The following is a 17,312-nucleotide window of genomic DNA, read 5'->3' on the forward strand; positions in this document are numbered from 1 at the left end:
TCCCGTCACGCCGGCTTCACGACCAGGACCTTGAACGTGCCAAGCGTTGCGACCGGGCGGGCACCAGGTTTGGCTGGCAGGCCAAACGATGCTGTCGGCAAGTAGATCGCACCGCTATCTGGATCGAGCGCACCCGTCCGTGCACCCACCGCAGTCTTGATACGGCCCACGCGCTTCACGACGGTGCCCTCAAGAGACAGCACGTCCAGCACTCCGTCCTTGCCGCAGGGAATGAATGCCAAGCGACGCTGCGGATCCAGAATCACGGCATCCGGGCCTGCGCCGATGTCGACCAGCTGCGAAAGTTTGTGGTTCGAGCCCGTGACGATGGCCGCCTTGCCGTTGGCACACGCGGCAATCAGGCGATCCGTTTTCGCGTCATAGGCAAGGCCAGATGGCTCGGCGCACCCTGGCAAGGCGATCGGCGCAGCGGCTGTGCCACGCCGCACGTCGACGACCTCCATCTCGTTTGCGTCCTCGTTGTTCACGAACAGCGTGCCGTCCGGCGTCAGCGCGGCATATTCAAGGCCCGGCTTGAGCTGCACAGTGCGCAAAGTCCGCATCGCTGCCGTGTCGATGATCGATACCGAACCGGCCTTGGCATTCATCACGAAGCCAGTTTTGCCGTCAGGCGAGACGATCGCAGCGTCAGGTTTTTTGCCGACCGTTACACGACCGAGTTCGCGACCATCGGAGGTTGAAAGAAAGCGGACCGAGGCATCGTCGCCGCTCGTCGCCATGAGCCGCCCGCCGGGAAGCGGTACGACCGCATGACCGTGCGCGATCGTGCCGATCGATCCGACTGCCCGCTCACCTCTGGTGTCGATGACGGTGACCGATGTCGACCGGGCGATGAAGAGGCGGTGATCGACTGGATCAACGCGGGCATAGTCCCATCCCCCGCCGTCCGGACCGGAAATGGTAGCCGCGACGCGATAAGCTGGCGTCGGCGGGGCAGCCCCCGCCGCAGCGAAGGAGGTCAGCGCCAAGGTAGCAGTCGTCAGTACCCTCTTCATTGTACAGTTCCTTGTGCTGGAATGGCGGGATCATGGTCGGAATGCGGTAGGGTCAGCCGAACGAGGATCGGCATTGCCAGGAGGACGAGCGGATATTGCAGCAACAGCCCGGCGATGATCGCGATCGCCAGCGGCTGCTGGATGCCTGAGCCTTGGCCGATCGCCAGGGCGAGCGGCAGGAGCGTCAGGATCGCCGCAAACGTCGTCATCGTGATCGGACGCAGGCGGTTGCGGCTTGCCTCGCGCGTCGCGACGACGGGCGGCATGGTGTGGCAGAGTTCCTCGAACTCGGAGACGTAGAAGATCGCCATCTCGGTGCCGATGCCGATGATCATCGTCATGCCCATCAGCGCCGTGATGTTGAGGTCGACGCCGGCGAGCCACAGGGCGGTGAACACGGCCGTGGTCGACAGGAGCGAGCAGCCGATGATGATGACGGGCAGCCAGAACCGCCGGTAAAGCACAAGCAGCAACACCAGCTCGGTGACGAGCGCTGCGCCGAACACCTTGATGAGGCCGGCGAAGGCGATCTGCTGCTGCTGATAGAGACCGCCCAGCTCATAACGGATACCGGGTGCCAGCACGCCTGGCTGGTCGAGGGCCTTCGTCACGTCGCCAACGGCAGCACCGATGCCGCGTCCCTGAATGCGACCGGTCACGGCGACCATCGGTTCCAGGTTCTCACGGGCGATCTGCGGTTGTCCGACGACTGCCTCGATGGACGCGACACGCGACAGCGGGAATAGATGGCCATCAGTGGCCCGGATGGGCAGCTGCCCAAGCCCGGCCTGGCTGATCGTCATCGCCTGCGGAAGCCGGACGCGCACGTCGATGGCCTTGTCGGGTCGGGCAAGGGTTGTGGCGACAGTGCCGCTCAGGGCGGTCGACAGCTGTGTCTCGACGTCTGCGGGCGCGACCCCTTCCACGCCGGCGCGAACCGGGTCGACCCGGACGTCGAGTGCGTCACCTGCGAGTTGAACGCCGTCCTTCACCTCGACCACGCCATCGATCTTTGCGATCAGTGCAGCGACCTTCTTGGCTTGGGCATCGAGCACGGTTGGGTCGGACGAGTAGAGCTTGACCTCGATCGGCTGCGGAACGGCCGTGAGATCACCGATCAGATCCTCGATGAGTTGCGCGACCTCGACTTGGACGCCCGGCACCTTGACCCCGATCTCGTCCGCGACGCTGGCAGCCACTTTCTCGGTCGGGCGACTGTGGTTCGGCTTCAGCCGGACGAAATAGTCACCGTGATAGCTCTGACCGAGATCACCGCCGAGGCCAGTGCCGAGCCGCCGCGAGAAGGTTAGCACCTCCGGATTGGCGGCAAGCAGACGGTCGATCTGGCCGACCTGACGCCCGCTCTCATCCAGCGACGTGCCGGGCGAAGTGTAATAGTCCATGACAAAGCCGCCTTCGTCGACCTTCGGCATGAAACCTGTCGGCACCTTGGAATAGCCGATATAACCGATTGTCAGGAGCGGCACGAGAATGACAAGTAGCAACCAGGGCCGGGCCGACAGGCGATCAAGGCCCTTGTCATGGACCACGGCAAGCCGCCCCTCACCGGCGACACCGGGATCCTTCCATGTGCGAAAGTCCACCAGCCACCTCACGAGGACCGGCACGACGAAAGCCGTCATCGCCCAGGAAATGGCAAGTGCCGCCGCCATCGTCACTGACAGCGCCTTGGAGAAGGCACCGGTGACCCCGGTCAGGAATGATAGCGGCACGAACACGATCAGCGTCGCGAGGCTCGATCCGGTCAGCGGTGCCATAAACTCACGCGCGGCCGGGATGACCGCGGCATTGCCAGCGACCTCCCCATCCGGTCTCACCTCGCCAGCGCGGCGGGCGATATGCTCGACCATCACGATGACGTCGTCGATCAGCAATCCGACTGCGGCGGCGATCCCGCCGAGGGTCATGATGTTGAAGCTCATGCCGAGGATGCTCAGCACCAACACCGTGGTCGCCAGCGTTGCCGGCACGACGATGATGGCGACGAACGTGACGCGCCAGCTGCGCAGGAACAGGAGGAGCACCAGCGCGGCGAGCACGAGGCCGATCAGTACCGCGTCACGAACGCTCGCGACCGATTGGGTCACCAACTCGCTCTGGTCGTACCAGTTGACGAGCTTTACCCCGGCCGGCAGCCTCACACTCGCCAGCTTCGCCTGCACTTGCTTTGCGATCTGAACCGCGTTGCCGTCCGGCTGTTCGTAGATGTTGAACAGCACCGCAGGCTTTCCGTCTTCGACGATCCGCTGCCAGACGGGCACGGCACCGGTCTGCACGGTTGCGACATCCCGCACCCGAACGACCCCTGCCGGGGCCGCCTTGACGACGATGTCACCGATCTGCGCAGCGCTGGCGACACTGCGATCGGCAATCACGAGCGAGAGTCGACCACGATCCTGGACCTGCCCGACCGCACTCAACACGTTGCCGTTGCGGATGGCGGTCGCAAGGTCCGCCATCGCCAGGCCGTAGCTCGCGAGCCGTTGCGGGTCCGCGAGCACCTCGACCTCTGCGGTGTCACCACCCTGCACACCGACCTTCGCAAGGCCGGTGATCGAGGACAGCAGCGGGGTAATCTGAAGTCGTGCGAAGTCCTGGAGCTGAGCTGGATCCGCCGTGTCGGATACCAGCGCATAGGAGATGATCGGAAAGACGGTCGGGTCCATCCGGCGGACATTGTACTGCGTGCCGGCAGGCAGCGACGGCAGGATACGGCCGACCGCGGTATCGACGAGCAGCGTGCTCGCGATCATGTCGCGCCCCCAACCGAAGTCGATCGAGATCTGCGCGGTCCCGCGCGCCGTCTCGGAACGGACGTTGTTGACGCCAGGGATGGCGCGGATCGCCTCCTCGACTGGACGGGTAACGGTCAGCGCGGTCTGATCTGCGGGACGGCTCCCGGAATCGAGATCGACGACGACCCGCGGAAACGATACCTGAGGGAAGAGCCCGATCGGCAACGACAACGCTGCGACGATTCCCGCTAGTGCCAGCGCCAAGCCGACAAGGACGAAGGCGCGCGACTGGGTGCGGAGGAACCGCTCGAGCATCAACGGCTCCGGACGGCATCGCCGTCGGTGACCTGATAGGCACCGGCGACGATCAGCGGGATACGGGGGGACAGGGCGCCATCCACGACGTCGCCCGCGTCCGACGACAGCCTGATAGTGACCGGCACCGCCTTGGCTTTGCCGCTCTGCACCTGGAATATTTTCGGGCTGCCACCGGCGGTCACGACGGCCGCGTGCGGCACGACCCATCCGTTGACCGCGCCGGTGCGGATGTCGACCTGCATAGGCTCGCCCGGGAGGAGTGCGCCCGCAGGGAAGGATAAGTCGACGTCGACCATCTTGGTCACGGCATTCAACGCGCCGTCGACCCGCACGACGCGACCTTCGATCGTACCGCCGCCCGACAAGCGCTTCAGCGACGCCGCTTGTCCGACAACGACCGCGCCGCGCTGCGACGGATCGATCCCGACGGTGACGACGATCCCGCCCGATCGCGCGACCGTTAGGATGGTCGCGCCCGCTGCGGTGCGGTCACCCTGGGCAACCGCGACGGCGGTGACGATGCCCGCAAACGGTGCCACGATGGTATGGACAGGGGTGCCAGCCCCCTCGGCGCGCAGCGCAGCGAGAGAGGTTCGTGCGTCGGACACCGCCTTGTCCGCCTGCACCAGCTGATCGGTTGTCGCGAGCTGCTGCGCGAGCAGCTGCGCCGTGCTGGCGCGCGCCTTCTGCGCTGCGGCGAGAGCGCTCACCGCTTGTGCGTAGGTGCTGCGCGAAGTCGGCGCCGTGACAAATATAGCAAGAGCCTGTCCGGCCTTCACGGCGCTGCCTGGGGCGACGAACAGCCGCGTCACCTGGCCTGGCTGCGCTTCATTGAATGTCCGGGTGCCGATCTCGGAAGGCGCCACGGAGCCATAAGCCGTGACGATCGCCGGTAGCGCACCCTGGCGGGGTGCGACGGTGTTGACGAGAACGCTGGGCGTCGGGGTATCGCTGGCATCCGGCGCGGGGGATCCGCTGCTGCAAGCCGTGACCAAAAGCAGAAGCAGAGCAGCAGATATTCTCGGATGAGGCGGCATCACCGACCGCTCCCCGCTTGTTCGGCGGACAAGTCGATCGTCGGCAGGCCCGCGCCGACCAGCGTCTGTATGGCGATCTGACGATCGAACAGCGCGAGTTCCAAGGTCATGATCTCCTCTTCCTTGGCGAAGCGGTTAGAGACGAGGTCGACATAGCCCCGCTCGTCGATGTTGGAGGCGCCGAACGCCGCCTGTGCCCGGGACGCGGCGATGCGGGCGGCAGGCAAATCGCGACGCGCGATCGCCAGTTGCGCCGCGAGCTGCTCATATTCGCGCAGCAGCGCGCCGACCGTACCGGTAGCGGCCGCTAGCCGCGCAGAATAATCGGCTTGAAGCTGCGCCCGCGTCGCCCGCGCGATCGCGACATTGCCCTGGTTGCGATCGAAGATGGGCAAGCCGACCTGCACGTTCGGCCCGCCGTTGATGACCTTCGAACTGTCGCTCGACGCGGAACCGCCAAGGATCAGGTCAGGAAACTGCGACAGGATCGCGACGCGCAATTGCTCGTCAGCGGCTGCATAGCCGAGGCGCAGTGCGAGCAGGTCGGGCCGGCGATCAGGCAGCGTCGCAAGCCCTGCGCGGATCGCGGCGGGGTTAAACGGCGGGAGGTCGGGCGCGGTCGCAAGCGGCATGACCGCATCGGGTGTCAAGCCCAGCAGGGCGTTCAGCTGGTGCCGCTGCGATAGCAACGTCTGGTCGAGCGTGTTGAGCGACGTGCGCGCCGCCTGAAGAGCGACACGGTCCGGGGCGACGGTGACGAGCGTCACGGTTCTGGCAGCGAGGGCGCGCTCGAGCTTGCCGTTGCGATCGGACAGGAGATCGTAGGCCGCGACATAGGTCGGGCGGCTGCGCGTGCCGATGATGATGTCGGTGGCAAGCTGGCGCGCCTGCCCGGCGACCTGCCATTCCTGCCAGACGAGATCAGCCGCAACTTGCCGGGTGCTGGCAGTGGCAGCGCGGCGTCGCGCGCGATAGGTGACGAGGCTCTTGATGTCCTGTGCCACTCCCAGATTCCAGGCCGGGACGGTGCCTGCCCCCGAAAGCAGAGGCAGGAAAGCGCCCGACAGGGACGGATTGGCGAGGATCGAGGCTTGCGTCGCCTGCCCCTCGGCAATGCCCCGCTTCAGGCGCGCCGCGCGAAGATCCGGGTTGTTTGCCAGCGCCAACGTCACGACGTCACTGACTGATAAGGCTCCATGATCTTCCGCGGCACCCTGCAGCGCGCCGACAGACGGCGCGAGCGGTATGTCTCGCGTGAGCGGAAGCGCGGTGTAATGCGCGCATCCCGCCAACAACGCTGCAAGCAGAATGGGCAGGACGCCCTTCCTGATCCCCCTGATCAACATGCTTCTGTCGCGCCTCCTGGCCGGTAACGCTGGCCAATGCGTCGGGATCTCGATGTTGGTCAGTCCGGGTTTTTGCCTTCGGCAACATTCTCGAGGATCACGCCGCTTCGCGCGTCGATTCCGACCTCATAAGGCTTGCCGTGGCTGGTGATATCGAAGGAATAGCGCAGGCCGCTGCCACCCTTCTCCCGTTCCAGCTCCTGATCGGTGATCGTGCCGGGACGCGCCTTGAGTGCGGTCTGCCGTGCCGTGGCGAGAGAGACCTTCGCCTGAGCGGCGTATTGGTGTCCCTTCAGTTTCGTTGCTGCCGCAGCGGCTGTTCCACTCATCGCCGCGACGGACAGCAGACCCAGCATCAATCGCACGTCTTTCATGACACACACTCCTTGGGGCAGATTACACCGTGCCCTTCTAGGAGCGGCAACCTTCGTCGCGGGTGAGGACAAGATTGATTATGCCCAACTTGCCGTCTCCGGCGCGAAACCGGATCATCAGTCGATGAAGCTCTTGTTGCTTGAAGACGATGCCGGGACGCGTGAGGACCTGGAGCGCGTGCTGAGCAGCGCAGGCCATGTCGTCGACGCCTGTTCGACCGGGCAGGACGCGATCTTCCTGGCATCTTCCAGCGAATACGCCGTTCTGATCCTTGACCGGATGGTGCCGGGCATCGCTGGCCTGCCGGCGCTCAAGGCCATCCGGGCGGCGGGGATACGGACACCTGCGCTGTTCCTCACAGCCATGAACGGCGTCGAGGACCGGGTCGAAGGGCTCGAGGCGGGGGCCGACGACTATCTGGCGAAACCGTTCGCGGCGACCGAACTGCTCGCCCGGATCAATGCGCTCGCGCGGCGCCCCCCGATCTCGGACGTCGCCGCCACGATTGCGGTCGGCGACCTGGTTCTCGACCGCATCCGCCGCAACGTGACGCGCGCCGGTCAGCGAGTGGATTTGCAAGCCCAGGAACTGAAACTGCTTGAATATCTGATGCTGCACGCAGGCGAGGTGGTGACCCGCACGATGCTCCTCGAAAATGTCTGGTCGTTTCACTTCGATCCCAAGACCAACATCATCGAGAGCCACATGAGCCGGTTGCGCGCCAAGGTCGATCGCGGCTTCGGACGTGAATTGATCCAGACCGTTCGGGGCGCTGGATACCGGATCGATGCGGGTTAGGTCACGCATCCCGGCCGCGTTCGGGAGCGCGGCCTTTCGCTTCGCCTTAATGCTGGCGGTCGTCGTGGCGCTCGGCGCAGGCGCCCTGTTGCTCACCGTGGAGAGGCAGATCGGTTATTACGCCCGAGAAGCCAGTGATGGGATGCTTCGGGCGGAATCGTCGGTTCTGGCCGCGGAATATGCCGATCTGGGTCTCTCGGGACTGACGGATGCCATCGCGCGGCACAGGGGTAGCGACGCGGATCCGCCCTATCGATATCTCCTGATCAACAGAACGGGACACCGGCTATCCGGCGACCTGCCGCTGCAAGCCGCCAGGATCGGTCAGGCAAGCGTTGCGGTGCCCGAGGATTTTGACGGTTCGCGACACGTCGAACATCTCGCAACGCAAGTAACGCAGCTGCCCGACGGATTGCTGCTTGTCGTGGCGACCGACAGCTTCGATGTTCAGCAGCTACGCCAGCGGCTCGGATACTTCACGATCTGGAGCGGCATCGCGATCGCTGCCTTCGCATTGATCGGCGGGTATCTGGTTGGGCGCGTCTTCCTGCGTCGGCTCGCGACGGTCAATCGCGCCATCGACCGGATAATTGATGGGGATAGCGCGGAACGGCTGCCGATGATCGGGTTCGGTCCGGAGTTCGACGACCTCACCCGCAACCTCAATCGCATGCTCGAGCGGAAGGACGCGGCGATGGAGGCTCTGCGGCAGGTGTCGACGGAAATCGCGCACGATCTGCGCACGCCACTTACCCGGCTCCACCAACGGCTCGAACGATTGCAGTCGTCAGGTGCCGGCGATCCCGACAGTATCGACGCGGCCGTCGAGCAGACCAACGGACTGCTCGCGACGTTCGAGGCCCTGCTGCGGATTGGGTCGATCGAGGGAGGTGTCGGGCGACGTCGCTTCGGTCCCGTCGACCTGTCCGAACTGCTCGATCGTATCCATGCGGCCTACTTGCCCGTGGTCGAGGACTCCGGGCAGACGTTCATTGCTCACCATGCTGCAGGAGTCACCGTCATCGGCGACCCCGACCTTCTCGCGCAGCTGTTCACCAATCTGATCGAGAACGCGATCGTCCACACTCCGCCCGGAACGCATATCGTCTCTCGCCTGCATATCGTTGGCGCCGAAGCAGTGGCGGAAATATGCGACAAAGGTCCCGGCATTCCCTTCGATGAACGTGAGAAGGTGTTTCGACGCTTCTACCGGCGGGATGCCAGTCGCAACACAGAAGGCGCGGGGCTTGGCCTGGCACTCGTGGCTGCGATTGCCGCCCTGCATCAGGCGGACTGCACCATCCCTGACAGTGCAATGGGCCTATGCGTCCGTCTCACTTTCCATCGGTCGTCTGCAATAGATCAGGTGACCGATGCCCCGAAGCACCATGGCTTGGCGTGATCGCCGACACCCGGGCGATCGGGCGCATACCCACGTCCCGTTAGGGGCACGAACATTGCCCAACCCAGTGAACACGCGACGACACTACCGTCAGTCTGCTTTGTGAAGACCTCTAGTCGCTCGGTCGCCGTGGAGGGGCCGATCGGCATGACCAGACGCCCGCCTATCCGCAACTGATCAAGGAGCGACGTTGGAACGCTCGCAGAACCTGCGGTGACGATCACTGCGTCGAAGGGCGCTCGTTCGGGCCAGCCCACGAAGCCGTCTCCGACGCGGGCATGGACATTTCGATAGCCGCGCCGGCGCAAGGCCGTGGCTGCCTGGTGCGCCAGCTGCGGGACGATTTCGATCGTCGAGACCTCTGCACCCAGCTCGGCCAGGATCGCGGCCTGATAGCCGGAGCCAGTCCCGACCTCCAGAACGCGAGACTTGCGCCGCACTTGCACTGCGGCCGTCATGATCGCCATGACGTAAGGATCGGAAATCGTCTGCTGCCACCCGATTTCCAACGGTGCGCCGATGTAGGCTTGCGGCTTGGCAGCGCGGGGTATGAAATCCTCGCGTGGAAGCTTTGCCTCGACCGCAACCGCTGCTCGAAAAAAGGGATCATCTCGCAGTGCCGGAACGTCAGCAGCAGCTGCCTTGATCGAGCTGATCATTCGCGCACGCTCGCCTGTTCGGTTCTGTGCGAAAGATCCGATGGCCGCTGAAGCACCAGTTAAGCAAACCAGACCCAGAAAAATCTTCAGCACGACGATCATGGCTCCGTCAGAATCCGCCGGCCCACCGGCAATATAGCTTGACGGTGCCAGCTCGCGGACGTGTACCCCTGACGAGATTACGCCACGATCGCAGCAGCTATGAGATTTACCAATGTCCGATACCTCACCGATCGGTGAGTGCATCGAGGTGACCGCGCGACGCATTCTCGATTGGGAACGGCCAGCGGGAGGTCGTGTCCCAGGCGGTGGTGTAGCTGAGGGATGGCCATCGGAGATCTTCGGATAGGTTTGGGTTGCGAAACTCAACCAACGGAGACTCCGATGACCGATGAGATGATGAGCGTTCAGGCGCTGCTGGGGAAGAGTGCGGACGCCGATTTCCTACGCGAGATGATCGGCTTTGCCGCGCAGCGTTTGATGGACCTTGAGGTCGGCAGCCTGACCGGCGCCGGCCTGCGGTAATTCGCCGCCAGTGCCGCCATCCCGGATCGAAAGCACCCGCACGATATGCAGCCCGGCCGCGGCGGCATATGCGTCCGCTTTCGCGCGTGCGGTTTTGTAGGCATTTCCGTAGCCGGTGAGGTTCGCCTTTTCCGGATCGGCGACCGAAAGGTCGGGGCCGGACACGATGTTGGCACCGGCGTCAGTGACGGCGGCGATCGCCGCGCCTACTTTGCCGGTGTCGCGCATCCGAACGGTGACGCTGTTGGCGACCTCGTACTGTCCCTTGTTCGCGCCCCAAGTGATGCGGTTCACCGACAGATTGCGAGTTTGGATATCCCGTTGGGCGACGCCTAACTTTGCCAGTGCCTGCGTGATCGCGGTCATGGTGCGAGCGTTCCGTTCGGACGCGCCGCGGGCATCCGCGGCGATGCTCGACAAGCCGGCGGTGAACAGCGCCTGGTCAGGCGTCGCCTCGGTGCGGCCGGTGCCCGTCACCGACAACAGCGTCTCGCCCGGCTGAAGGCCGATCGGATCGGGGGTGGCGTTGCAAGCGCCGAGACCAGCGCATAGCGGCGCGACCCAGATCAGACTCCTCATCCGCGTTCTTCCTTCTCGTTCTCTACCTGGAAGACACGTCTATCGATACGGTCGAGGTTTTCCCATTGGGATGCTAATTTTGGGACAACGAAAGGTCAGCCCAGGATAGGTGTTCCTATAACTACGCCATCCTCAAGCTGAAGCTTTTGCCACTGCCGCTCTCGCGCATAGTGGTACAAGGCAGAGTAGAGCCGCCAGCATCCAGAAAGCGGCCGTTAGGCCGGTATGCCCCGCGACGAAACCGATCGCAGCCGGACCTGCCAGGATGCCGGCGTAGCCAACCGTCGTAATCGAGGCGACGGCAAGCTCAGGCGGCATCGCGTTCTGTGCGCCAGCCTGGCGAAACAATACCGGCACCGTGTTCGATGCACCAAGTCCGATCAACATCAGACCCAACATGGCGACCACGGCAACCGGTGCGAGCAGCATGATCCCGTAGCCCATGAGCGCCAGCAAGCCGCCCCAAAACATGGTCTGACGATCACCAATTCGAGCCACCACCCGATCGCCGGTGAGCCGCCCTGCGGTCATCGCAATAGCGAAGACACTATATCCAAGGCCCGCTTGATCGGGTGCCAGCAATCCCTTGCCGGCAAGGAGCAGCGCACCCCAGTCGAGAATAGCCCCCTCCGTCAGGAAGGTAATCGCGGCGAGTAGCGCCAGGAGAACCACAATACCGCGCGGCACGACGAAAAGCGGCGCTTGTTCGGCACGCGGCGTAACGATGAACCGTGATGCGGCAACTGCCAGTGCGGCAAGCATCAGTGCGGTCGCAACGAGTGTTCCGGCGAGCGCGCTTAGGCGCGCAGATACATCGTCCGCGACGCGCACAGCTGGACATGCGCGACCTTCACGCGCATCGGCTTGCCCGAGATCTCGACGTCCTCGTGGCTCCAGTCGAACTGGTAAGCCTCGCCCGGCCGGAATAGCAGCGGGATGAACGCCGGCGCATTCATTACGTCGCGACGCCGCGCCTGCCGCCAGCGCGCCGCATAACGGCGCACCGCATCATACGAGCCGTCGAACCCCTCGCGTAGCAGCAGGTCGTGGATACGGGTGAGGCGCAGCTTCTCCCGCCGCGGCCGTGCCTCATCTTCCTCCAGCAACGCGTCCAGTCGCGATTGAAACGGCCCCAGCTTAGGCAGCGGCTGTACCTCCCGCCGATACCCCATGTCCGCCTCCGGCGCCCGGATCGCCTTACGCACCACCTTGCGCGACAGGTGCAGGTCCCGCGCTATCGCCTTGATGGCCTTCCCAGACGCGTGCTCGCGCCGGATCCTCAACACCGTCTCCAATACCAGCATCCCGATCTCGCCGCCTGACACACCGCCAAGCGAGCAGCCTAGACCACCGGGATGAGGGGTCCTTTTTCGACGCCGATCACCCCGCTGCCGGGGTCCTTTTTCCACGCCGATCCACACCCGAAATTTCGCTCGAAATGCGGTTGCCCATCACCGGCCACCGCTCTTTGCCCAGCCGCAGACTACCGACTGGCAGGTGAACGGACGACCGCTTTCGGGAGCGCTATTACCGCGATTGAACCACCGAAATTGGGTCGTTATAGCCTGGATCGCCGGTGAATATCTCAGCCTTGATGGTGTCACATTTTGAGCAGTGCGCCTCTCCCGAGGCATGAGGCTCGTGACGCCAGCGTGTCACGAACGCTGCATCATGCGCTCAACGATCCTAGACTGTTTGGTTGATAAAAAAAGCACGTGCAATCTCGTGTGCGGCGATGTTGGCTAACTTGGCCGAACAAAGCGGGCATATGCGATCCAGCCGTAGAAAACGGTGAGCCCGAAGAGGTTCACCACTTCGCCTGATAATTGCCGAAGGCTTCCACCCATCTGGTTGACCCCCACCATCAGATGTATCCCCGGGGTCGTGGGAAGCATCCGTGACGCTGCGACGAGCCATCCCGGCGTTGCCTCCGAGGGCCATGACAAGCCGGAGAGGAAGAAGATTGGCAGGGATGTCACGATCCAGAGCTGGATCGGCCGCTCGCGAGTCTTGAAGAAGCTGGCAAGCGCCATTGCCCCGGCGACGGTTGCCGCGACGAACGCGATTGCTGCGACGATGAGGGTGAGAGGGGCCGCCTGAGCACGTGGGTAGTCCTGAAACCAGAAAACGAAGCCAGTGTAGTAGGCCACGTCGAGGAGACCAATTGATACGAATGCCAGTGCGATGCCGAAGAACTCCCTGCGAGTGAAGCGTCGGCGGCCCTGCCGTTCCCTCATCGTCCCGGCAAGCAGAGCGAGACCCATCAGCAGCGTCTGATGAATGATCAGGAACGCGACGCCCGGAACGACCGTGCTTCCATAGCCTTCGCGCGTGTTGAAGAGCGGTCGTTGCACGAGCGACAAGGCCGGTGGCGCCGTCGCGCCGGCGGCCATCGCCTGATCCATCCCTGCCTCGCGACCGACCGCCGAAATGGCAGCGGCGATGCTGCCGAGCGAGGTGCTGCTACGAAGAAGATAGGCACCATTGCCATACAGCGCGATCGTGCCTTGGCCACCACGCAGGATGTTCCGCTCGTAGCCGTCCGGGATGACGATCACCGCGTCCGCGTGGCGAGATTGCACCCATCCGTAAGCCTCTCGAGGAGACGATAGGGAGGCGATGAGCTCGGCCTGCTGAAGGGCCGGGAGCTTCATCAGGAGCGAGCGGCTCGAACCGGTATGGTCGAGATCGACAACGACGATGGGCAGTCGCCTCGGCACCTCGCCGGAATAAGCGGCCGGGTAGAAGAACGAATAGATGATGGCCGATCCGATCAGCAGCAGGAGCGCGGATCGGTCCGAGAGGATGGCACGGAACGTGCCGAGGAAGGCGTTGCGTATCACCGGCGGCCCCAGGTTTCCGGCTGCTTCGCCGCGGCAAGGTAGCGCGGCAGTCCGACGGCAAGACCGACGATCACGAATGGTAGCATGACGATGATCTGTCGCAGTGACACTGATGCCGCCGAACCCATGATCCACTGCTCCGAAAGCAGCTTGGCAAAGGAAGAATAAGGAAGCAGCGCGCTCCATACCCGAGCAAAGCCGGAGGCGGACTCGACCGGGAATACCGCCCCGGCGAACGCGAAGGAGGCTCCCGCGTAGAGGCCAGCCGCCGAAAGCGCGCTGCTCATCGTTAGAGTAAGACCGACGAATAGAAGCCCGACACCGACATATGCCATGTACATCACCGCATAGCCGGCGCCGATCAGCAGCGGGCTGCCAGCGATCGGCCAGCCTCGCAGACCAGCCAGATAGGCGATCGCTGCGATCCCCCAGCCCATGAAGATGAGGACGTAGAGCAGCAATTTGCCGCAAACGGCCCAGGCCGCCTCGCGTCGCGAGCAGTCTGCAAGCCAGTCCCCGATCGTTCCGTCGCGAAGCTCCCGCCCGAGCGCGCCGGTGATCGCCACCATGAAGATCAGATGCAGCAATGCGGGATGAAGCAGCGCCACCAGCTGAATTTCGTAGCTGCCCTGCGGATTGAAGAGAACGGTCGAGCGTACCGCGATGGGTGGCCTGCGAACCCTCCCAGGCCCCAGCACGGCCGCGCTCTGCTGCGACGCAAGCGAGCTGGCATAGCCTTGCACGACGCTGCCGACTTCGCGGATGACGGACCCGGCCGGTGTCGAGTAGCTGGCATTGTAGAGCGCAATGACCTGAGCCGTGCCGCCGCGGAGTACCTCTCTGCTTGTGTCCCGATCGATGAGGACAATTGCATAGGCCTGTCGGGCGCGCACGGCGTTTTCCGCCATCGACAGGTCGGGTGCTATTTCGAGAACGGCCAAGCCGGGCGCCGCATCGAGACGGCGGGTCAACTCGCGGGCGATGCCGCCGCCGTCGCGATCGACCACCACGATTGGGAGGTCGCGCATGGCCCCGGCCGACATCTGGATGGCGACCGTGGCGAGAAGGATCAACGGGATCCATGTCACGAGCGACAGGTCCCAGAAGCTCTTTCGCAGGAAGCCGGCCTCCCGCCGAAAGCCGCCGACCAGCGCGGGCGGGATCATTGCGGCCAGTCGAACAGGACCGTCATACCGGGACGCAGCCCGTCGATGGGACGGGATGGCAGGGCGCGGACCTCGAAGCTCTTGACGTCGAACCCGCTGGACTGGCGGGTCGCGCGCCAGGTCGCGAACTCGCCCGCCGGCGCCAGGTACGACACGCGGAACGTCACCCGCCTGTTCGCAAGCGCAGGTATCGTTCCGACGATCTGCCGGCCTCGTGCGAGCCCGTCGAGCTGATCCTCGCGGACGTTCAGCGTGACCCAAGCGTTTTCGACGTCGGTCAGCATGAAGACCGGAAAGCCCTGCGGCACGAGTTCGCCTGGTTGAGCCATCCGCTTCCCGACTTCCCCAGCAGATGGCGCGACCACGCGCGTCTCGGCGGCGGCGGCCTGCACCTCGGCCACCGCGCCGCGCGCCTGCTGGACCTGACCGCCAGCGGCGGCCTTGTCCTGAGGGCGGGCTCCCGCCAGGGCCTGATCGTATTGCGCCCTCGCTGCCTTCGCAGCCTCCGTCGAAGCGATGGCGTTCGTCCGCGCCTCGTCCGCCTTCTGACCGGCGACGACGCCCTGGGCGAACAAGCGTTGCGTGCGGTTGCTGGTATCCTGCGCCAGATTCGCTGCCGCCTGTGCACGCCGCCATTGCGCCTCGGCCGCCCGGATGTCCTCGCTGCGCGCGCCGGCCTCGGCCTTGTCCTGCGTTGCCTGCGCGGCCTCCAGCGCCCCGCCGGCCTGCTGCTGCTTGGCGGCGACTTCGGGGCTGGAGATCGTGTAGAGTAGCTGCCCTTGCCGGACGGGCTGTCCTTCCTCCACGCCGAACGATGCGATCCGTCCCGTGACCTTGCTCGTGACGCGGATCTCGCGCGCGTCTACCATGCCTTGCAGCTGACCAGGCACGGGACGGTAGCTGAGCCAGAGTCCGACGCCCAGCAGGGCAGCGACCACGAGAGCGACAACGACCAGTTTGCCGCGGGGTGGCCTTGTCGTCCCCCCGCCGTCGTGCATTTCGTTTTCAGTTGCGGCGTTCATGGAATTACCTTGTCGGCTTTGGCGACGTATGCGGCCATCTCATCCATTTGCCCGCTGACGTTCAGAAGCTGGGCAAGTGCCTGTACATATTCGTTGGCCGCCTGCGCGCGCTGGATGCGCGATCGCCCCAGCGAAAGCTGCGCGTCGATGACGTCCAGCGATGTCGCCTGCTGTTCCCGATAGGATAGGGTCTGAAGCCGCAGATTCTCGATAGATGAAGCGAGGGAGGTATCGAGAAGCAGATACCGCTTTCGCGCCGCCTCGACGTCGTTCCACGCCTTCGTCACACCGATCTCGATCTGCGTGCGGCCTTCGCGCAGACCGGCGCGCGCCTGTTCCGCCGTCGCCCGTGCCGCATCGACCGCCTGTCGGCGCCCAAGACCCCCGGCGAGCTTATAGCGCAAGCCAACACCCACTGCCCAATCCGGGTCCGTGAGGAGGGTGTTGCGCCGGTCGAAATTATACTGGCCGAAGCCGTAGACGGTCGGGCGCTGCTTCGCCTGCTGGATCAGGACGCCGGCCTTCGCCTGGTCCTCCAGCGACGACAGCCGCTCGAGTTGAGGATGTGAGGCTAGGGCCGCGGCCTTGAACGTGTCGAGCGGCGGCAGTGGACGCGAGATGACGAAGAGCGGCGTTGACGGCCTCACTCCTGCGGGTTCGCGCAGCAGCCCCGCAAGCGCCGCATTCGCCGTCTGGAGGTCAGCGATCGCCTTCTCATATTCCGCCCGTGCGTCGTCGCGTGCCACCTCTGCCTGAAGGCGTTGCGCCCGGCTGATGAAGCGCGCTTCCTCGAGCTTGACGGCGTCTGCGACGTGACGGTCGAGCCCATCGAGCACGTCGCGGCGCACGCCCAGCGCTCGCTCGGCTAGCTGCTGGCCGAAATAGGCCCGCACCAGTTGCACGAGCTGATCGTTGGCGGTGATGGCCCGGTCGGCCTGCGCCTGCGCCACCTGTGCCCGCGCACCAGCCTGCGTCCCCGAAATCTGCCCTCCGGTGTAGATCGGGAGGGTCGTCGAAGCGATGGGGCGCGTACTTTGCCTTCTAACTTGAAACCGCAGCGGGTCAGGGATGCCGAAGCCCTCGGCGACCGGCGCGAGCGAACCGAGCGGCAGATAGAGCGTCTTCTGATAGTCCAGCAGTTGCGCCTCGAGGTCGACGTCCGGCCTGCGCAATGTGCGCGTGGCTCCCTCTTGCGCCTCCTTGCTGCGCACGTTCGCGTCCGAGGCCGCGATCGCGTCGGAACGGTCCAGCAGCTGCTCCTGCGCACGGGCGTATGTCAGGACGGCGGGGCTTGAGGGGCCGATGTTCTGGGCCGATGCGGCATGCGCCGTCGCGACCGCGGCGCCGATGATGGCGATAGACCGAAGGCTCATCATCGACGTTGGCCCGCTTTGCTGTGAGGCGACAAGCCGTCTGCGGCCTCGATGCCGCAGCCATGTACGAGGGGACGAGGTCTGGGCGTCGCCGCCA

13 protein-coding genes and 3 pseudogenes are annotated in these 17,312 nt (G+C 64.7%); 3 read left to right on the top strand and 13 right to left on the bottom strand.

The window, feature by feature from the left end; genetic code table 11:
* Positions 1–5: 5 nt before the first annotated feature.
* From ASF14_RS06350 to ASF14_RS06370, 5 genes are read right to left on the bottom strand one after another with little or no spacing between them, the layout of a single operon-like run.
* On the bottom strand, positions 6–1,016 hold the full coding sequence (locus tag ASF14_RS06350; RefSeq protein ID WP_056433045.1) for a YncE family protein: 1,011 nt from the start codon (positions 1,014–1,016) through the stop codon (positions 6–8).
* Positions 1,013–4,087, bottom strand: coding sequence for an efflux RND transporter permease subunit (locus tag ASF14_RS06355; protein ID WP_056433048.1), 3,075 nt, complete (start codon positions 4,085–4,087; stop codon positions 1,013–1,015). Before ASF14_RS06355 ends, ASF14_RS06350 begins: the two co-directional genes overlap by 4 nt.
* Entirely contained in the window at positions 4,087–5,127 is a 1,041-nt protein-coding gene (locus ASF14_RS06360) for an efflux RND transporter periplasmic adaptor subunit (RefSeq protein WP_056433051.1), read from the bottom strand. Before ASF14_RS06360 ends, ASF14_RS06355 begins: the two co-directional genes overlap by 1 nt.
* A complete protein-coding gene (locus ASF14_RS06365; RefSeq protein ID WP_056433055.1) occupies positions 5,127–6,473 on the bottom strand; it encodes a TolC family protein in 1,347 nt (448 codons plus the stop codon). Before ASF14_RS06365 ends, ASF14_RS06360 begins: the two co-directional genes overlap by 1 nt.
* A gap of 59 nt (positions 6,474–6,532) precedes the next feature.
* On the bottom strand, positions 6,533–6,847 hold the full coding sequence (locus ASF14_RS06370) for a PepSY domain-containing protein (protein WP_056433058.1): 315 nt from the start codon (positions 6,845–6,847) through the stop codon (positions 6,533–6,535).
* 124 nt (positions 6,848–6,971) lie between these two features.
* On the opposite strand from ASF14_RS06370, the gene ASF14_RS06375 reads away from it, so the two are divergent.
* Both ASF14_RS06375 and ASF14_RS06380 read left to right on the top strand, forming a co-directional pair.
* Positions 6,972–7,646, top strand: coding sequence for a winged helix-turn-helix domain-containing protein (locus ASF14_RS06375; RefSeq protein WP_056433062.1), 675 nt, complete (start codon positions 6,972–6,974; stop codon positions 7,644–7,646).
* 49 nt (positions 7,647–7,695) lie between these two features.
* Positions 7,696–9,048 carry a sensor histidine kinase gene (locus ASF14_RS06380; protein ID WP_236696955.1) on the top strand — a complete coding sequence of 451 codons (1,353 nt, stop codon included), beginning with the start codon at positions 7,696–7,698 and terminating at the stop codon, positions 9,046–9,048.
* On the opposite strand, the gene ASF14_RS06385 is transcribed toward ASF14_RS06380, so the two are convergent.
* On the bottom strand, positions 9,009–9,809 hold the full coding sequence (locus tag ASF14_RS06385) for a protein-L-isoaspartate(D-aspartate) O-methyltransferase (RefSeq protein WP_056433069.1): 801 nt from the start codon (positions 9,807–9,809) through the stop codon (positions 9,009–9,011). The genes ASF14_RS06380 and ASF14_RS06385 overlap by 40 nt on opposite strands.
* A gap of 282 nt (positions 9,810–10,091) precedes the next feature.
* Between ASF14_RS06385 and ASF14_RS22165 the strand changes: the two are divergent.
* Positions 10,092–10,220 (top strand): annotated as a pseudogene (locus ASF14_RS22165) (IS256 family transposase); the annotation flags it as partial.
* A 54-nt stretch (positions 10,221–10,274) separates the two neighbouring features.
* On the opposite strand, the pseudogene ASF14_RS06390 reads toward ASF14_RS22165, so the two are convergent.
* From ASF14_RS06390 to ASF14_RS06420, 7 genes and pseudogenes are all read right to left on the bottom strand, one after another.
* A pseudogene (locus tag ASF14_RS06390) lies at positions 10,275–10,811 on the bottom strand (SIMPL domain-containing protein); the annotation flags it as partial.
* Between the two features lie 132 nt (positions 10,812–10,943).
* On the bottom strand, positions 10,944–11,573 hold the full coding sequence (locus tag ASF14_RS06395; protein ID WP_056433076.1) for an MFS transporter: 630 nt from the start codon (positions 11,571–11,573) through the stop codon (positions 10,944–10,946).
* A gap of 38 nt (positions 11,574–11,611) precedes the next feature.
* Positions 11,612–12,115 (bottom strand): annotated as a pseudogene (locus ASF14_RS06400) (IS21 family transposase); the annotation flags it as partial.
* Between the two features lie 438 nt (positions 12,116–12,553).
* A complete protein-coding gene (locus ASF14_RS06405; RefSeq protein WP_056433079.1) occupies positions 12,554–13,654 on the bottom strand; it encodes an ABC transporter permease in 1,101 nt (366 codons plus the stop codon).
* Complete coding sequence (locus ASF14_RS06410; protein WP_056433082.1) at positions 13,651–14,820, bottom strand: ABC transporter permease; 1,170 nt, start codon at positions 14,818–14,820, stop codon at positions 13,651–13,653. Before ASF14_RS06410 ends, ASF14_RS06405 begins: the two co-directional genes overlap by 4 nt.
* On the bottom strand, positions 14,817–15,842 hold the full coding sequence (locus ASF14_RS06415) for an HlyD family secretion protein (RefSeq protein WP_232834232.1): 1,026 nt from the start codon (positions 15,840–15,842) through the stop codon (positions 14,817–14,819). The genes ASF14_RS06410 and ASF14_RS06415 overlap by 4 nt, the downstream gene beginning before the upstream one ends.
* On the bottom strand, positions 15,839–17,218 hold the full coding sequence (locus tag ASF14_RS06420; protein WP_236696956.1) for a TolC family protein: 1,380 nt from the start codon (positions 17,216–17,218) through the stop codon (positions 15,839–15,841). Before ASF14_RS06420 ends, ASF14_RS06415 begins: the two co-directional genes overlap by 4 nt.
* Positions 17,219–17,312 lie beyond the last annotated feature (94 nt).

It is taken from the genome of Sphingomonas sp. Leaf257 (assembly GCF_001422185.1).
Taxonomy (GTDB): Bacteria; Pseudomonadota; Alphaproteobacteria; order Sphingomonadales; family Sphingomonadaceae; genus Sphingomonas; species Sphingomonas yabuuchiae.